The 14,695-nt window shown below is 57.0% G+C and carries 16 protein-coding genes; 10 read left to right on the forward strand and 6 right to left on the reverse strand.

Translation table 11 applies throughout. The features are described 5' to 3' along the window. Positions 1–26 precede the first annotated feature (26 nt). Positions 27–983, reverse strand: a complete 957-nt coding sequence (gene ytfQ, locus L579_RS15750; protein ID WP_021185186.1) for a galactofuranose ABC transporter, galactofuranose-binding protein YtfQ — start codon at positions 981–983, stop codon at positions 27–29. A 150-nt stretch (positions 984–1,133) separates the two neighbouring features. Beyond that, entirely contained in the window at positions 1,134–1,493 is a 360-nt protein-coding gene (locus tag L579_RS23820) for a hypothetical protein (protein ID WP_152521893.1), read from the reverse strand. 163 nt (positions 1,494–1,656) lie between these two features. Between L579_RS23820 and ydgT the strand changes: the two genes are divergently transcribed. The 10 genes from ydgT to L579_RS15800 all read left to right on the forward strand — a co-directional run bounded on the left by ydgT (position 1,657) and on the right by L579_RS15800 (position 9,920). Continuing rightward, the gene (ydgT, locus tag L579_RS15755) at positions 1,657–1,872 is read left to right on the forward strand and encodes a transcription modulator YdgT (RefSeq protein WP_021185188.1); all 216 of its coding nucleotides are present in this window, start codon (positions 1,657–1,659) and stop codon (positions 1,870–1,872) included. Positions 1,873–1,982: 110 nt separating this feature from the next. After that, a complete protein-coding gene (locus L579_RS15760) occupies positions 1,983–2,426 on the forward strand; it encodes a DUF2569 domain-containing protein (RefSeq protein ID WP_021185189.1) in 444 nt (147 codons plus the stop codon). A gap of 123 nt (positions 2,427–2,549) precedes the next feature. After that, on the forward strand, positions 2,550–3,131 hold the full coding sequence (rsxA, locus tag L579_RS15765; protein ID WP_021185190.1) for an electron transport complex subunit RsxA: 582 nt from the start codon (positions 2,550–2,552) through the stop codon (positions 3,129–3,131). Further along, complete coding sequence (gene rsxB, locus L579_RS15770; protein ID WP_021185191.1) at positions 3,131–3,709, forward strand: electron transport complex subunit RsxB; 579 nt, start codon at positions 3,131–3,133, stop codon at positions 3,707–3,709. The genes rsxA and rsxB overlap by 1 nt, the downstream gene beginning before the upstream one ends. Continuing rightward, positions 3,702–5,936 (forward strand): electron transport complex subunit RsxC, encoded by a 2,235-nt coding sequence (gene rsxC / locus L579_RS15775; RefSeq protein WP_021185192.1) that lies wholly within the window; start codon positions 3,702–3,704, stop codon positions 5,934–5,936. The genes rsxB and rsxC overlap by 8 nt, the downstream gene beginning before the upstream one ends. Further along, positions 5,937–6,995, forward strand: a complete 1,059-nt coding sequence (rsxD, locus tag L579_RS15780) for an electron transport complex subunit RsxD (RefSeq protein WP_021185193.1) — start codon at positions 5,937–5,939, stop codon at positions 6,993–6,995. 3 nt (positions 6,996–6,998) lie between these two features. Then, positions 6,999–7,628, forward strand: a complete 630-nt coding sequence (gene rsxG / locus L579_RS15785) for an electron transport complex subunit RsxG (protein ID WP_021185194.1) — start codon at positions 6,999–7,001, stop codon at positions 7,626–7,628. Then, positions 7,625–8,326, forward strand: coding sequence for an electron transport complex subunit E (locus L579_RS15790; RefSeq protein WP_021185195.1), 702 nt, complete (start codon positions 7,625–7,627; stop codon positions 8,324–8,326). The genes rsxG and L579_RS15790 overlap by 4 nt, the downstream gene beginning before the upstream one ends. Further along, on the forward strand, positions 8,323–8,955 hold the full coding sequence (nth, locus tag L579_RS15795; RefSeq protein WP_021185196.1) for an endonuclease III: 633 nt from the start codon (positions 8,323–8,325) through the stop codon (positions 8,953–8,955). Before L579_RS15790 ends, nth begins: the two co-directional genes overlap by 4 nt. An 11-nt stretch (positions 8,956–8,966) precedes the next feature. Further along, positions 8,967–9,920, forward strand: coding sequence for a zinc-dependent alcohol dehydrogenase family protein (locus tag L579_RS15800; protein WP_021185197.1), 954 nt, complete (start codon positions 8,967–8,969; stop codon positions 9,918–9,920). 47 nt (positions 9,921–9,967) lie between these two features. Here the strand turns inward: L579_RS15800 and L579_RS15805 are convergent, their stop codons facing one another. The 4 genes from L579_RS15805 to betI all read right to left on the reverse strand — a co-directional run bounded on the left by L579_RS15805 (position 9,968) and on the right by betI (position 14,561). Next, positions 9,968–10,657 (reverse strand): CTP synthase C-terminal region-related (seleno)protein, encoded by a 690-nt coding sequence (locus L579_RS15805; RefSeq protein ID WP_021185198.1) that lies wholly within the window; start codon positions 10,655–10,657, stop codon positions 9,968–9,970. 133 nt (positions 10,658–10,790) lie between these two features. Then, on the reverse strand, positions 10,791–12,434 hold the full coding sequence (gene betA / locus L579_RS15810; RefSeq protein ID WP_021185199.1) for a choline dehydrogenase: 1,644 nt from the start codon (positions 12,432–12,434) through the stop codon (positions 10,791–10,793). Positions 12,435–12,479: 45 nt separating this feature from the next. Beyond that, the gene (betB, locus tag L579_RS15815; RefSeq protein ID WP_021185200.1) at positions 12,480–13,946 is read right to left on the reverse strand and encodes a betaine-aldehyde dehydrogenase; all 1,467 of its coding nucleotides are present in this window, start codon (positions 13,944–13,946) and stop codon (positions 12,480–12,482) included. Between the two features lie 9 nt (positions 13,947–13,955). Continuing rightward, positions 13,956–14,561, reverse strand: a complete 606-nt coding sequence (betI, locus tag L579_RS15820) for a transcriptional regulator BetI (protein WP_036626912.1) — start codon at positions 14,559–14,561, stop codon at positions 13,956–13,958. Between the last annotated feature and the right edge of the window lie 134 nt (positions 14,562–14,695).

A 14,695-nucleotide genomic window follows, 5' to 3' on the forward strand; every position in this document is an offset into this window, starting at 1 on the left:
AACCGCCCCGGAGGGCGGTGCGGGGATCAGTAACCCATGTTCTTTTTCTTATCGAGTTCCGTCTGTGCATCCGCTGGCAGGAAGAGTTTCGACTGGGTGCGGATGATTTTTGGCGGCTGCGTGCCATCTTTTTTCAGTTTTTCCAACGCATCAAACGCCGGACCGGCCATATTCGGTGTCAGCTCGACGTTGGCATTGGCTTCGCCTGCCAGCATCGCTTTGTAGATATCCGGTACACCGTCAATCGAGCCAGTCAGGATATCTTTGCCCGGTTTCAGGCCCGCTTCTTTAATGGCCTGAATCGCACCAATCACCATGTCGTCGTTATGCGCGAACACCATGCAGATGTTCTTGCCATTGTTCTCCGCTTTGATAAAGCTCTCCATCACCTCTTTACCCTTACTGCGGGTAAAGTCGCCGGACTGAGAACGGATAATTTTGATGTTGGGGTGTCCGGCAATGGCTTCGGCAAACCCTTTCTTACGGTCAATCGCCACGCTGGCACCCACGGTGCCCTGCAATTCCACGACGTTACACTGCTTGCCCGCGAGGGTTTTCACCAACCAGTCACCAATCAACTTGCCTTCCAGCACGTTATCCGCTGTCACCACCGACTCATACAGTGACTTGTCATTCACGACGATCGCGCGGTCGAGCAGGAACACCGGGATCTTGGCGTCTTTAGCTTCTTCCAGCACCGGCTCCCAGCCAGTCTGCACCACCGGGGCGATAAAGATGGCATCCACGCCCTGGGCGATGAATGAACGCACTGCCTTGATCTGGTTCTCCTGTTTCTGCTGACCATCCGCAATTTTCAGCGTGATGCCCCGCTTCTGCGCTTCGGTTTTTGCCACGTTAGTTTCCGCAGAACGCCAGCCGGATTCCGAGCCAACCTGCGAGAATCCAACTGTCATATCAGCCGCCAGGACCGGTGCGCTGATCGCCGCGCTCACCATGACGGACAAGAGTAAACGTTTCCACATAATTTCATTCCTCTGAAGGGAGTGTGCTGTAGGGGGTACAAACGCGGTTTAAGCCTGGCGCAAAAGCCGCTTCCTGAGAGCGACATGCCTCACAAAACAGAATGAATTAAAGGGGTTACGATAAGTTTGCTGACAAAATGCCCATGACAGTTATGGACAAAACACCTGATATTTTTCGCCTCTGCCGTTAAATAAATGTAATAAAGAGAATCGCTTATGTCGCATAACGCTGGAAACGATTACAGGCACCGCGTAAAGAATGGTTATGAGGCTTTCATGAAAGGAATTGATCGATTTGTGACTGGACGCACACATTGCAATGTAAGGTTTCATAGCCTGTACAAAAAATTTCAGGCCAGTTGGGAATAAACCGGGAACTTTGATCGCCGCGTGAGGGAAAATAGCGCTATAAAACCGGGAAAATAACGCTGGCTCATTTGATGAGCTGAGGTGTGAATTTTTCTCACCACTGCCTGAATAACCGGCAGAGATTTGGCTTAGTTTCATCATGCTGATGCACAATAAAAGGAATAAAGGGTGAAAAAGTGTCTTTTGATGAGCGAATTAGCTCACTTTGTCTGATTTTTGAATTTTTTTACGGTTGACATATGGACTCTCGCTGCGTGCTCCCTATACTTGGCGCTTCCCTGTTCTTTATTTATTAATGGCAATCATGACTGCGCTCGATTACCTGCTGAAATTCCGTAAAGTGAATAATCTTGAGAGTCTGGAAAAACTCTACGACCATCTCAATTATTCACTGACAGATGATAATGAGATCATCAATATGTATCGCGCTGCCGATCATCGTCGTGCTGAACTCGCTTCTGGTGGTCGTTTATTCGATCTCGGTTGTGTGCCGAAATCAGTCTGGCGTTACGTGGTTTAACTCACCCCGGCCTCCTGCTTCTCGATAATATTGCGTTGTCCAGGTCGGGCGTGCCCCGTTTGGACATGATACGCTCTGCCACACCTTATCCTGGTAACTGGACTTATTCGATGACCGAACAGGTAAATCCCCCGCGCATTGCTGGCTGGCTGCTGCTGCCGCTCGCCTGGCTGATTATGACCATGCTCACCAGCGCCCTGGTGGTCGCCATGTATCTCAGCCCGCTGTTTAATCCTGAACTGCGCACCACGTTGTTTTCGCACGGCGGGCTGCTGCTGACGCAATGGTCGATTTCATTGCTGACCGCGGGCCTGGTCTGGGTATATAGCATTTGGGTATGCTGGATTTTCTGTAAACGATCACGCCGTCTGCCACGCCATTACATTCTCTGGCTGCTAATGACGGTGTTGCTGGCGATGAAAACCTTTGCTTTTACCCCGGTTTCTGACAGCAAAGCAATCCAGACGTTACTGCTGTCATTGCTGGCAGCGGCGGTTTTTGTTCCCTATTTCAAACGCTCCCAACGCGTAAAACAGACGTTTATCCAGCCGTAATGGCGCAAGAATCGTCAGGAATTTAATTCTGAGTGCTCTCAACCGGGCTGCAAACACGGCTCGGGTTGAGATACAGCTCTCAATTCCGGATAATAGACGCCTTTCGGCTTCCCAGGTTTCATAATGACCGATTATTTACTGCTCTTTATTGGCACCGTGCTGGTGAACAACTTCGTTCTGGTAAAGTTCCTCGGACTTTGCCCGTTCATGGGTGTGTCAAAAAAACTGGAAACGGCCATTGGCATGGGACTTGCCACCACCTTCGTGATTACGCTGGCGTCTATTTGTGCCTGGCTGGTCAACCATTTGATCCTGGTGCCGCTGGACTTAGTCTATCTGCGTACTATGGCCTATATCCTGGTGATTGCCGTCGTGGTGCAGTTCACCGAAATGGTGGTGCGTAAAACCAGCCCGTCGCTCTATCGCCTGCTCGGCATCTTTCTGCCGCTGATCACCACCAACTGTGCGGTGCTGGGCGTGCCGCTGCTGAGCGTCAACCTTAACCATACCTTCCTGCAAGCTGCATTGTATGGCTTTAGTGCCTCGCTCGGTTTCTCACTGGTGATGGTGCTGTTTGCCGGGATCCGCGAACGCCTGGTGCTGGCTAATGTCCCGACCCCATTTAAAGGCAATTCAATCGCCCTGATCACCGCTGGCCTGATGGCGCTGGCGTTTATGGGCTTTAGTGGTCTGGTGAAATTCTGATGACCGCGATTTGGATTGCTATTGCCGTATTAAGCGCCCTGAGCCTGGTTTTTGGTGGCCTGCTCGGCTACGCTGCGCGCCGTTTTGAAGTTGAAGAAGATCCGATTGTTGAACAGATTGATGCCATTCTGCCGCAAAGCCAATGCGGTCAGTGCGGCTATCCGGGTTGCCGTCCCTATGCCGATGCCGTCGGGAACAACGGTGAGGCGATCAACAAATGCGCCCCCGGTGGCGAGCAGACCATGCTGAAACTGGCGGCGTTGCTGAACGTCGAGCCGCAACCGCTGGATGGCGGTGCAGAGGTGTTGGCACCGGTACGCACCGTGGCGTGGATCGACGAAGCCAACTGCATCGGTTGTACCAAATGTATCCAGGCCTGCCCGGTCGACGCGATTGTCGGCGCCACCCGCGCCATGCACACCGTGCTGAGCGATGTCTGCACCGGTTGCGATCTGTGCGTTGCGCCTTGTCCGACCGATTGCATCGAGATGCGTCCGGTTGCCACCACCACGGCCAACTGGAAGTGGGATCTTGAAACTATTCCTGTACGGGTGATCCCGGTAGAAAGCCATGCTTAATTTGCTCAACACCCTGTTCCGCAAAGAGAAACTGTGGGATTTTCAGGGCGGCATTCATCCGCCGGAAATGAAAACACAGTCGAACGGTACACCGCTCAGCCAACTCCCGCTGCCGGAACGTTTTATCATCCCGCTAAAGCAACATATTGGTCATGAAGGCGAGATTTGTGTCGCGCCTGGTGAACATGTGCTGCGCGGCCAGCCGCTGACATTCGGTAATGGCCGAATGCTGCCGGTGCACGCCCCCACATCGGGCACCATTGAAGCGATTGCGCCGCATATGACCGCCCACCCGTCCGGGTTGTCTGAGCTGTGCATTTTCCTTGTCGCCGACGGTGAGGACCGCTGGACGGCGCTCGATCCGCAACCTGATTACCGTGCCCTGACGCGTGAAGACGTGGTTAAACGCATCCATGATGCCGGGATCGCCGGGCTGGGTGGCGCGGGCTTCCCCACAGCCACCAAATTGCGCGGTGGCCTGCGCGGCGTCAAAACCCTGATTATCAATGCCGCCGAATGTGAACCTTATATCACCGCCGATGACCGCCTGATGCAGGATTGCGCCGCAGAAGTGCTGGAAGGCTGCCGTATTCTTGCCTGGGTGTTACAGGCGGAGCGCGTGTTGATCGGCGTCGAAGATAACAAACCGGAAGCGATTGCCGCGCTGAAACAGGCGCTGGCTGGCGAACGCGATCTGCAACTGCGGGTGATCCCCACGAAATACCCCTCCGGTGGGGCCAAGCAGCTGACCAAAATTCTGACCGGTCTGGAAGTGCCACATGGCGGGCGTTCTACCGATATCGGCGTGCTGATGCAAAACGTCGGCACTGCCTGGGCGGTGAAGCGTGCCATTGTCGATGGCGAACCAATCACCGAGCGCGTGGTGACACTGACCGGCGAAGCCATTAGTCAACCGCGTAACGTCTGGGGCCGTCTCGGTACCCCGGTGAGTCATCTGCTGCACCATGCCGGTTTTACCCCAGCATCGCGCCAGATGGTGATTATGGGCGGCCCACTGATGGGCTTCACCCTGCCTTCGCTGGACGTGCCGGTGGTAAAAATTACCAACTGTATTCTGGCACCCTCCGCCAGCGAGATGGGCAGCAACCCGGAAGAGCAATCCTGTATCCGTTGCAGTGCCTGTGCTGATGCCTGTCCGGCCAATCTGTTGCCGCAACAACTCTACTGGTACAGCCAGGGCGCCGACCACGATAAAGCGCGCGCCCATCATATTGATGACTGCATCGAATGCGGTGCCTGCGCTTATGTCTGCCCGAGCAACATCCCGCTGGTGCAATACTATCGCCAGGAGAAAGCCGAACTGCGTGCTATCGACCTGGAAGCAAAACGCACTGCCGAAGCCAAAGCACGCTTTGAGGCACGTCAGGCGCGGCTGGAGCGAGAAAAACTGGCGCGCGAAGCACGTCATGAACAGGCGAAACAGCGCGTGGCCCGTAGCGACCAGGGTGAACTGGATGCCGCGGTAGCGCGGGTGAAAGCGCGTCAGGCCAAAACCCCGGAACAGGAAGCGGCTGAAAGTGAAGCCCGCCATGCTCAGGCGCTGGCACGTCAGGCAGAAACCCAGGCTGAAACCCAGGCACTGAGCCGTCAGGCCGGTGACCCGCGCAAAGCGGCGGTCGAAGCCGCCATTGCCCGTGCCAAAGCGAAGAAAGCGGCAACGGTCGAACCGGTCGAAAGCGCACCGGCTGAAACGGTTGATCCGCGCAAAGCGGCAGTCGAAGCCGCCATTGCCCGCGCTAAAGCGAAGAAAGCGGCTGCCGCCGAACCGGTAGAAAGCGCACCGGCTGAAACGGTTGATCCGCGCAAAGCCGCTGTCGAAGCCGCCATTGCCCGCGCTAAAGCGAAGAAAGCGGCTGCCGCCGAACCGGTAGAAAGCACACCGGCTGAAACGGTTGATCCGCGCAAAGCGGCAGTCGAAGCCGCCATTGCCCGCGCTAAAGCGAAGAAAGCGGCTGCCGCCGAACCGGTAGAAAGCGCACCGGCTGAAACGGTTGATCCGCGCAAAGCCGCTGTCGAAGCCGCCATTGCCCGCGCTAAAGCGAAGAAAGCGGCTGCCGCGCAACCGGCCGCTGCCGATATAAATGAACCGGAGGCCGCTGCGTCTCCTGACTCCGCCGACCCGCGTAAAGCAGCGATTGCCGCCGCGGTCGCCCGTGCCAAAGCGCGCAAAGCCGCGCAGCAGCAGCCTTCGACGTCTGAGGATTAAATGGCTTTTCGTATCGCAAGTTCCCCTTATACCCATAACCGCCGCAGCACCGGCAATATTATGCTGCTGGTGGTACTGGCGGCGCTGCCGGGCATGGCAGCGCAATGGTATTTTTTTGGTATTGGCTTTCTGATTCAGGTGATACTCGCGATTGCCACCGCATGGGCAACGGAAGGCGTGATCCTGCGTCTGCGCAAAACCCCGGTGGTCCCCACGCTGGCCGATAACTCCGCCCTGCTGACTGCACTGCTGCTGGGCATCAGCCTGCCGCCGCTGGCCCCCTGGTGGCTGGTGGTGATTGGCACGGTGTTTGCCATTGTGATCGCCAAACAACTGTATGGTGGTCTGGGACAGAACCCGTTTAACCCTGCGATGGTCGGTTATGTGGTGCTGCTGATCTCCTTCCCGGTGCAGATGACCAGTTGGATGCCGCCGGACGCGTTGCAGTCGATCAAACCCGGCCTGCTTGATTCCCTCAGCATGATCTTTACCCATCACACGCTGGCGGGCGAAACCATGCAGCAGCTGCAACTTGGCGTGGATGGCGTGAGCCAGGCGACCCCGCTTGATACGTTTAAAACCGGGCTGCGCGCCGGTCACAGCGCCGAACAACTGCTGGCCGCGCCGATTTATCATGGCGTGCTGGCCGGTCTTGGCTGGCAGTGGGTGAACGTCGGTTATCTGCTGGGCGGCATGCTGTTGCTGGCGAAAAACGCCATCCGCTGGCATATCCCGGTGAGCTTTCTGTTGTCGCTGGCATTCTGTGCCACCCTCGGCTGGCTGTTTTCACCGGAGTCGCTCAACTCGCCGCTGATCCACCTGTTTTCTGGCGCGACCATGCTGGGCGCATTTTTTATCGCCACCGATCCGGTGACCGCTTCCACCACCAATCGCGGTCGCCTGATTTATGGCGCGTTGATTGGTCTGCTGGTGTGGTTGATTCGCAGTTATGGCGGCTACCCGGATGGCGTGGCCTTTGCCGTACTGCTGGCTAACATTTGTGTGCCGTTGATTGATTACTACACCCAGCCGCGCGTGTACGGCCATCGCAAGGATTAACCGATGTTCGAGACTATTCGTAAAAATGCGCTGACGCTGGCAATTTTCGCGGTGATCACCACCGGCGTGACGGCAATCGTTAACTTTGTGACCAAGCCAACGGTTGATCATCAGACCGCGCTGCAGCAGAAAAACCTGCTGGATCAGGTGGTGCCGACCGATTTATACGATAACCACATTCAACAGGAATGTTATCTGGTCACCGATCCGGCCCTCGGCAACGGTAAACCGCACCATCTTTATCTGGCGCGCAAAGGCGATACACCGGTGGCGGTGGCGCTTGAGACTACCGCACCAGACGGCTATTCTGGAGCGATTGAAATGCTGGTGGGCGCGGATTTCCACGGTAAAGTGCTGGGCGTGCGCGTCATCGAACATCATGAAACCCCCGGTCTTGGTGATAAAATCGAGCTGCGCGTCTCTGACTGGATCAACAGTTTCAACGGCAAAGTGGTGCACGGTGCCGATGACAAAAATTTTGCAGTGAAGAAAGATGGGGGTGAATTTGACCAGTTTACCGGTGCGACCATCACCCCACGCGCGGTGGTCAATGCCACCAAACGCGCCGCGTTACTGATTGAAACCCTGCCAGCGAAACTGTCATCGCTGCCCGAATGTGGAGAGGCAAAATGAGTGAAGCGAAAAACTTACTGATCGGCGGCCTGTGGAAAAACAACTCCGCGCTGGTGCAGTTGCTCGGACTCTGCCCGCTGCTGGCGGTTACCTCCACCGCCACCAACGCCCTCGGCCTTGGTCTGGCGACCACCCTGGTACTGACCATCACCAACAGCGCAATTTCCGCCTCTCGCCGTTGGGTGCCAGCGGATATTCGTATCCCGATTTATGTGATGATCATCGCCTCAGTGGTGAGCTGCGTGCAGATGCTGATCAACGCCTATGCCCACGGTTTATATCAGTCACTCGGCATTTTTATCCCGCTGATTGTGACCAACTGCATCGTGGTGGGTCGTGCAGAAGCCGTCGCGTCAAAAAGCAGTATCCCGCTCTCCGCGCTGGATGGCTTTGCCATCGGCATGGGAGCGACCTGCGCGATGGTGACCCTCGGTTCGATTCGTGAAATTATCGGTAGCGGCACCCTGTTTAACGGCGCAGACCAGTTGCTCGGCCCGTGGGCGAAAGTGCTGCGTATTGAAGTGGTGCATTTTGATTCTCCGATGCTGCTGGCGATGCTGCCGCCAGGAGCGTTTATTGGCCTTGGTATGCTGCTGGCGGCAAAATACCTTATTGACCAGAAGATGAAACAACGTGCGGCCAATCGTGCCGAGACGCCCGCCGCAGATCCGCAGGGCCAGACAGGGAAAGCGGTGTGAATCAGGATAAACGCGTACAAATTCTCACGCGTCTGCGCGATGAGAATCCCCACCCTACCACCGAGCTGAACTTCAGCTCGCCGTTTGAATTATTGATTGCGGTACTGCTCTCGGCGCAGGCCACCGATGTCAGCGTCAATAAAGCCACGGCAAAGCTTTATCCGGTGGCCAACACCCCGGCCAGTATCCTGGCGCTCGGTGTTGAGGGTGTGAAGGAGTACATCAAAACCATCGGCCTGTTTAACAGCAAAGCGGAAAACGTCATCAAAACCTGCCGAATCCTGCTGGAGCAGCATGGCGGCGAGGTGCCGGAAGATCGTGCCGCGCTGGAAGCCCTGCCCGGTGTAGGCCGCAAAACCGCTAATGTGGTGCTCAACACCGCTTTTGGCTGGCCGACCATTGCCGTCGATACCCATATCTTTCGCGTCAGCAATCGCACCCGTTTTGCCCCCGGTAAAAATGTCGAAGAAGTGGAAGAGAAGCTGCTGAAGGTGGTACCGAAAGCCTTTAAGGTTGATTGCCACCACTGGCTGATTCTGCACGGTCGCTATACCTGCGTGGCGCGCAAACCCCGCTGCGGCTCCTGCTTAATTGAAGACCTGTGCGAGTTTGACGCCAAAACCGAATAACGAGGGATGCCATGACCACTGCTGAGAATGCAGCATTAATTTTCCGGCAGTTTGGCAACCCTTCTGACGTTCTGACCCTCGAATACACTCCGCTTACACCGCTGGCCCCTGCGCAACTGCGCGTGCAGATGCGGTTTGCGCCGGTCAATGCCTCTGATTTGATTCCGATTAGCGGTGCCTATCGTCACCGCGTCACCCCGCCACGGGTCGCGGGTTATGAAGGCGTGGGTACGGTGGTTGCCGCTCCGGCTGATTTCAGCCACTTACTGGGTAAACGGGTGCTGCCTTTGCGCGGCACGGGAACCTGGCAACGCTATGTCGATTGTGATGCCGCTCTCGCCATTCCGGTGCCGGACGATATCGACAGCACGCTGGCGGCCCGCGCGTATATCAATCCGCTGGCGGCACTGTTGATGTTGAAAAACTGGTCACCCGGCAATAAACACCTGCTGCTCACCGCTGGCGGCTCGGACTGTGCGCTGCTGCTGGCGCAATGGGCGTTGCGGTGGGGGGCGCAGAGCGTAACCGCTATCTATCGTGCGCCCCGCCATGCGGAACGGTTAGAGCGTCTTGCTATCGGTGCGTTGCAGCAGGATCAACATGCAGACATCCGCCAGCGCGCCGCCGGGGCCGATTTGGTGTTTGATGCCACTGGTGGCGCGGTGAGCCAGCTCATCTGGCAAGCGCTACCCACTGCTGCGCAGTTTATCGCCTATGGCGTGCTGACCGGTCAGCCAGTGCGCGTTAACGCCGCGCGCCCCGCCCTTCACTGGTTTCATGTCCGTCATTATCTGGATGCGCTGACGCCTGCGGCATGGCAGCAGCTGTTTGCTGAACTCTGGCCGCTGTTGCGGAGCAGCGACTGCGGCGAAGTTGCCGTGTACCCGTTTGATCAGTGGCGCGAGGCAATTCACTTTTATCACCAGTCCGGCCGCAGCCAGAAACCGCTGCTGCAACTTTCATAACCGGCAACAGCGCGCGATAAATCGCGCCGCTACGATGGACGCAAGATTTATCGCGTGGCGGCCTGCAACCACGCCACCACCAGCGGTGATAAACGGTTTTGCAGCGCAGCACGCTCCGACTGGAACAGCGTCGCAATAAAGAACGGATGATCGGTCAGTTCAATACCACGCACATCCCCTGCCAGATCCCACGAGGTGATGTGCAGGTTGCGCGTCTCCAGTGCCTCGCTGAAATCAGGATTGACCCCAAAGTTGCAGTGATAACCCTCATCACTTTGCAGTGCGTCATACGCTATCGCGATACGTGAGCCGGGTTTAAAGGTCACTTCGCCCCGCTGTTCCACCAGCGAACAGCTAAGCGGTGCAATTACCCAGCGCCCCTCTTTATCCGTTTCTGCATGGGCGGCATCGTCCCAGCCCAGCACGTTGCGCGCATACTCAATCACCGCGTATTGAAAACCACCGCAGGAACCAAGAAACGGTTTGCCGTGTTCACGCGCCCATTGAATGGTGGCGAACACCCCGGCATCGTTTTGATAGGGGCTGCCTGGCACGACCCAGATGGCATCATAGTCGGCAAAAGCGGGGATATGGATTTCGGGGGTAGCAATCCAGTCGGCGGTAACGTTGAGGCTGAGATGTTGAGCGGCAAGCTGAACTGCGGGAGGAATGGCCTGGTGCGCGACGGCACTGGCACGGTAATCGCCTACAAGGGCGACACGAACTGACTGCGTCATGGGAACGTCCTTTCGGGGAAAAAAGGAGGTTACAGCAAAGAGGTTTGGCTGTCATGTAGCGGCGCGATTTTTCGCGCGATTCCGTGCACATTGCCAGTAAGAACCGCGTAATAAATCGTGCCGCTACGGGATGTTAACCCTGTACGTAATAATCCGCTGTAGAAGCGCTCAGCGGTGCCCGGCCACGAATCGCATCGGCAATCTTCTCGGCGATCATCACTGTCGGCGCATTCAGATTGCCGGTGGTAATTTGCGGCATAATCGAGGCATCCACAACGCGCAGTTGCTGCACACCGTGCACTCGCCCGACGCTGTCCACCACATCCATCTCGCCATAGCCCATAGCACAGCTGCCACAGGGATGATAGGCCGTCTCGGCGTGCGAACGGATAAAGGCGTCAATTTGCTCGTCACTCTGCACCGCCGGGCCGGGCTGAATTTCGGCTCCGCAATAGTCGGCCAGCGCCGGTTGCCGCATGATTTCGCGCGTCAGGCGCACGGCGGCGCGAAACTCCTGCCAGTCACGTTCCTGTGACATGTAATTGAAAAAGATCGAGGGGGCAGTATAAGGATCTTGCGATGTCAGTTTCACCCGCCCACGGCTCAGGGACCGCATCGGACCGACATGCGCCTGAAAACCGTGCTCCTTCACCGGGCTGCTGCCGTTGTAATTAATCGCCACCGGCAGGAAATGGTATTGCAGATCCGGCCAGTCTGGCCGGTCATCGCTACGGATAAACCCGCCCGCCTCAAACTGGTTGCTGGCCCCCACCCCCGTCCCTTTCAGCAGCCATTCGGCACCAATCGCCGGTTGGTTCCACCACTGCAATGCCGGATAGAGACTCACCGGCTGCTTGCAGCGATATTGCATGTAAATCTCCAGATGATCCTGCAAATTGCGGCCAACGCCGGGCAACGCGTGCACCACCTCGATCTCCAGTTCACGCAGCCACTCCTCGGGGCCAACCCCGGAACGTTGCAGAATTTGTGGCGAACCGATGGCCCCGGCACATAACAATACCTCACGTCGTGCCTGCGCCTGCTGCGGCTCACCTTTGACCAGCCAGCGCACACCGGTAGCTGTTTTGCCGTCAAAGATAATCCGGTCGGTCTGCGCATGGGTGATGATACTGAGATTAGGGCGCGCCTTCGCCACATCGAGGTAGCCGCGTGCGGTACTGGAGCGGCGGCCCTGTGGCGTCACAGTACGATCCATCGGCCCAAACCCCTCCTGACGATAACCGTTGAGGTCATCGGTTTCTGCGTGTCCGGCCTGTCTGGCGGCATCAACAAAAGCGCGATACAGCGGGTTGTTGCCGGTTTTCGCCGTGGTCACGCTGAGATAGCCTTCTGCGCCATGATAATCGTTGGCACCGGCATCACGTTTTTCTGCCTTGCGAAAATAGGGCAGGCAGTTGCGATAGGCCCAGTTCTCCAGCCCGGTTTTCTTCGCCCAGTTATCGTAATCCAGCGCGTTGCCACGGATATAACACATGCCGTTGATCAACGATGAACCGCCCAGCCCCTTACCACGCCCGCACTCCATACGGCGCTGATTCATCTGCGGTTCCGGCTCGGTTTCATACGCCCAGTTATAACGCTTACCCTGCAACGGATAAGCCAAAGCGGCTGGCATTTGGGTACGGAAGTCCCAGCGGTGATCGCGACCGCCCGCTTCCAGTAACAGTACCGATACGTCAGCATCCTCAGTTAAACGGGTGGCCAGCACATTGCCTGCGGAGCCTGCACCAATAATGATGTAATCAAATTTCTGCATTCAACCTCCTGTTCGCCCCGGCGGCACGCCGCCGGGGATGAAAACTCAAAATGCGCTCGGGTAGTCGCCCAGCTCAATCAACACCGATTTGGTGCGCGTATAGTTTTGCAGCGTTACGATGCCGTTTTCACGCCCCAGCCCGGATTGCTTATATCCTCCCACCGGCATCGGTGCGGGTGATTCGCCCCAACTGTTGACCCAGCAGATCCCCGCTTCGAGTTGATGGGTAACACGGTGGGCGCGATTCAGGTCGCGGGTGAAAATCCCGGCGGCCAACCCCAGTTCGGTATCGTTAGCCCGGCGAATCACCTCTTCTTCGCTGTCGAACCTGAGGATGCTCATCACCGGGCCAAAGATCTCCTCACGCACAATGCGCATCTCATCATGACAATCGCTGAACACCGTTGGTTCGATATAACAACCCCGCGCCAACGGGCCGTCGATGATGCGATGACCACCTGCCAGCAGACGTGCGCCCTGCTCCTTGCCGAGTTTCAGGTAGCTTTCGACTTTGCGGCAGTGCTGTTCGCTGACCAGTGGGCCGAAGTTCACCGAGGCATCCAGTGGATCGCCCATACGGATGCCCCGCATTTTCTCCAGCAGACGCTGCTCGAACCGGGCCTGAATACTGTGATGGACAAACACCCGGGTGCCATTGGTACATACCTGGCCGCTGCTGTAGAAATTCGCCATTAGCGCGCCATCGACGGCACGTTCCAGGTCGGCATCGGCAAACACAATCAGCGGCGATTTGCCCCCCAGTTCCATGGTGACTTCCTTCAGATTGGCGAGCGCGGCATCCGCCATCACCCGTTTACCGGTATTCACTTCGCCGGTGAAGGAGACTTTGTCGATGCGCGGATGTTGACTCAGCGCCTGCCCCACCTCACCCGCGCCCTGCACCACGTTAAATACCCCATCCGGCAATCCGGCTTCGCTGTAGATTTTTGCCAGCGCCAGGGCGCTCAGCGGCGTCACTTCGCTGGGTTTAAACACCATGGCATTGCCCGCTGCGAGGGCCGGGGCGCTTTTCCACAACGCGATTTGGATTGGGTAGTTCCATGCACCAATCCCGGCACAGACGCCCAGTGGTTCGCGCCGGGTGTACACCAGGGCTGTGTCACGCAGTGGGATCTGCTCGCCCTGCAATGCCGGAGCCAGACCGGCGTAATACTCCAGCACATCCGCTCCGGTGACGATATCAACCGCGGCAGTTTCGCTGATTGGCTTACCGGTATCCGCCGTTTCCAGTTCCGCCAGCGCCTGATTACGTTCGCGCAATAAAGCCACGGCTTTCAGCAACACGCGGCTGCGCTCCACCGGGGTATAGCTTCGCCAGATGCGCTGTCCTGCACACGCAGAGGAAACTGCACGATCGACATCTTCCTGACTGGCGGCGGTGATCTCCGCCAGCACCTGGCCGTTAGCCGGGTTGACGCTGGTAAACAGCGGTCCGTTGCCCGGACACTCCTGACCATTGATATATAAGCCGCGGCGCGTGATCTCAGCCATATGTTCTCCTCAGGATGGGGTTGGCCCGGCGGCGGCCAGCCACAGGGCAAGATTCTGATAACAGAGCTGGCGCGCCTGCGCCAATCCCTGTGCCATTGGCTGCGGTGCTAATGTCATCCGTAGCCACAGTCCGTCAATTAACGCTGCCAGACTGCTGCCGGCCGCGCGGGCCTGCTCACGCGGCAAAACGCGGGCATATTGCGCGGTGATGTTCGACCACAGGCGTTTGTCATTAATACGCTGCAAACGTTGCAGGTTGTCGTGATGCAGGCTGCTGGTCCAGAACACCAGCCAGGTAGTGAGCACCGGCCCTTCGACCTGCGACGGGTCGAAATTGCCATCAATAATGGCGCGGATCTGCGCTTCCGGCGTGTCATCCGCCAGCCGTCTCTGCCGCTCCACCGCCAGATAAAGATCGGCGAGGATTTGCCGCATACAAGCGTCCAGCAGACCGTTTTTATCGCCAAAGTAATGGCTGACGATGCCGGTCGACACCCCGGCTTGTTTGGCTATCAGCGCGATGCTGGCCTCAGCCAGCCCCACACGGTCAATCACCGTCAGGGTCGCCTGAATCAACTGCGCCTGCCGAATGGCTTTCATTCCTGTTTTTGGCATGGTGTTCATCGGTTGTGTATATGGAATGTGAAAAAGTGTAGTTATTTTATATTGAACGTTCAATCAATAAAAAACACCTTCTCATCCTTCCCCGCTGCTATTAGCGGAATTTGCTTTGAGGCCCTTAAAGCTGT

The organism is Pantoea sp. AS-PWVM4 (genome assembly GCF_000468095.1).
Taxonomy (GTDB): Bacteria; Pseudomonadota; Gammaproteobacteria; order Enterobacterales; family Enterobacteriaceae; genus Pantoea; species Pantoea phytobeneficialis.

What these genes read in the sequence shown, in the direction of transcription:
- ytfQ (WP_021185186.1), bottom strand. Translation starts at nt 983, where the DNA reads ATGTGGAAACGTTTACTCTTGTCCGTCATGGTGAGCGCGGCGATCAGC.
- L579_RS23820 (WP_152521893.1), bottom strand. Translation starts at nt 1,493, where the DNA reads ATGATGAAACTAAGCCAAATCTCTGCCGGTTATTCAGGCAGTGGTGAG.
- ydgT (WP_021185188.1), top strand. Translation starts at nt 1,657, where the DNA reads ATGACTGCGCTCGATTACCTGCTGAAATTCCGTAAAGTGAATAATCTT.
- L579_RS15760 (WP_021185189.1), top strand. Translation starts at nt 1,983, where the DNA reads ATGACCGAACAGGTAAATCCCCCGCGCATTGCTGGCTGGCTGCTGCTG.
- rsxA (WP_021185190.1), top strand. Translation starts at nt 2,550, where the DNA reads ATGACCGATTATTTACTGCTCTTTATTGGCACCGTGCTGGTGAACAAC.
- rsxB (WP_021185191.1), top strand. Translation starts at nt 3,131, where the DNA reads ATGACCGCGATTTGGATTGCTATTGCCGTATTAAGCGCCCTGAGCCTG.
- rsxC (WP_021185192.1), top strand. Translation starts at nt 3,702, where the DNA reads ATGCTTAATTTGCTCAACACCCTGTTCCGCAAAGAGAAACTGTGGGAT.
- rsxD (WP_021185193.1), top strand. Translation starts at nt 5,937, where the DNA reads ATGGCTTTTCGTATCGCAAGTTCCCCTTATACCCATAACCGCCGCAGC.
- rsxG (WP_021185194.1), top strand. Translation starts at nt 6,999, where the DNA reads ATGTTCGAGACTATTCGTAAAAATGCGCTGACGCTGGCAATTTTCGCG.
- L579_RS15790 (WP_021185195.1), top strand. Translation starts at nt 7,625, where the DNA reads ATGAGTGAAGCGAAAAACTTACTGATCGGCGGCCTGTGGAAAAACAAC.
- L579_RS15800 (WP_021185197.1), top strand. Translation starts at nt 8,967, where the DNA reads ATGACCACTGCTGAGAATGCAGCATTAATTTTCCGGCAGTTTGGCAAC.
- L579_RS15805 (WP_021185198.1), bottom strand. Translation starts at nt 10,657, where the DNA reads ATGACGCAGTCAGTTCGTGTCGCCCTTGTAGGCGATTACCGTGCCAGT.
- betA (WP_021185199.1), bottom strand. Translation starts at nt 12,434, where the DNA reads ATGCAGAAATTTGATTACATCATTATTGGTGCAGGCTCCGCAGGCAAT.
- betB (WP_021185200.1), bottom strand. Translation starts at nt 13,946, where the DNA reads ATGGCTGAGATCACGCGCCGCGGCTTATATATCAATGGTCAGGAGTGT.
- betI (WP_036626912.1), bottom strand. Translation starts at nt 14,561, where the DNA reads ATGCCAAAAACAGGAATGAAAGCCATTCGGCAGGCGCAGTTGATTCAG.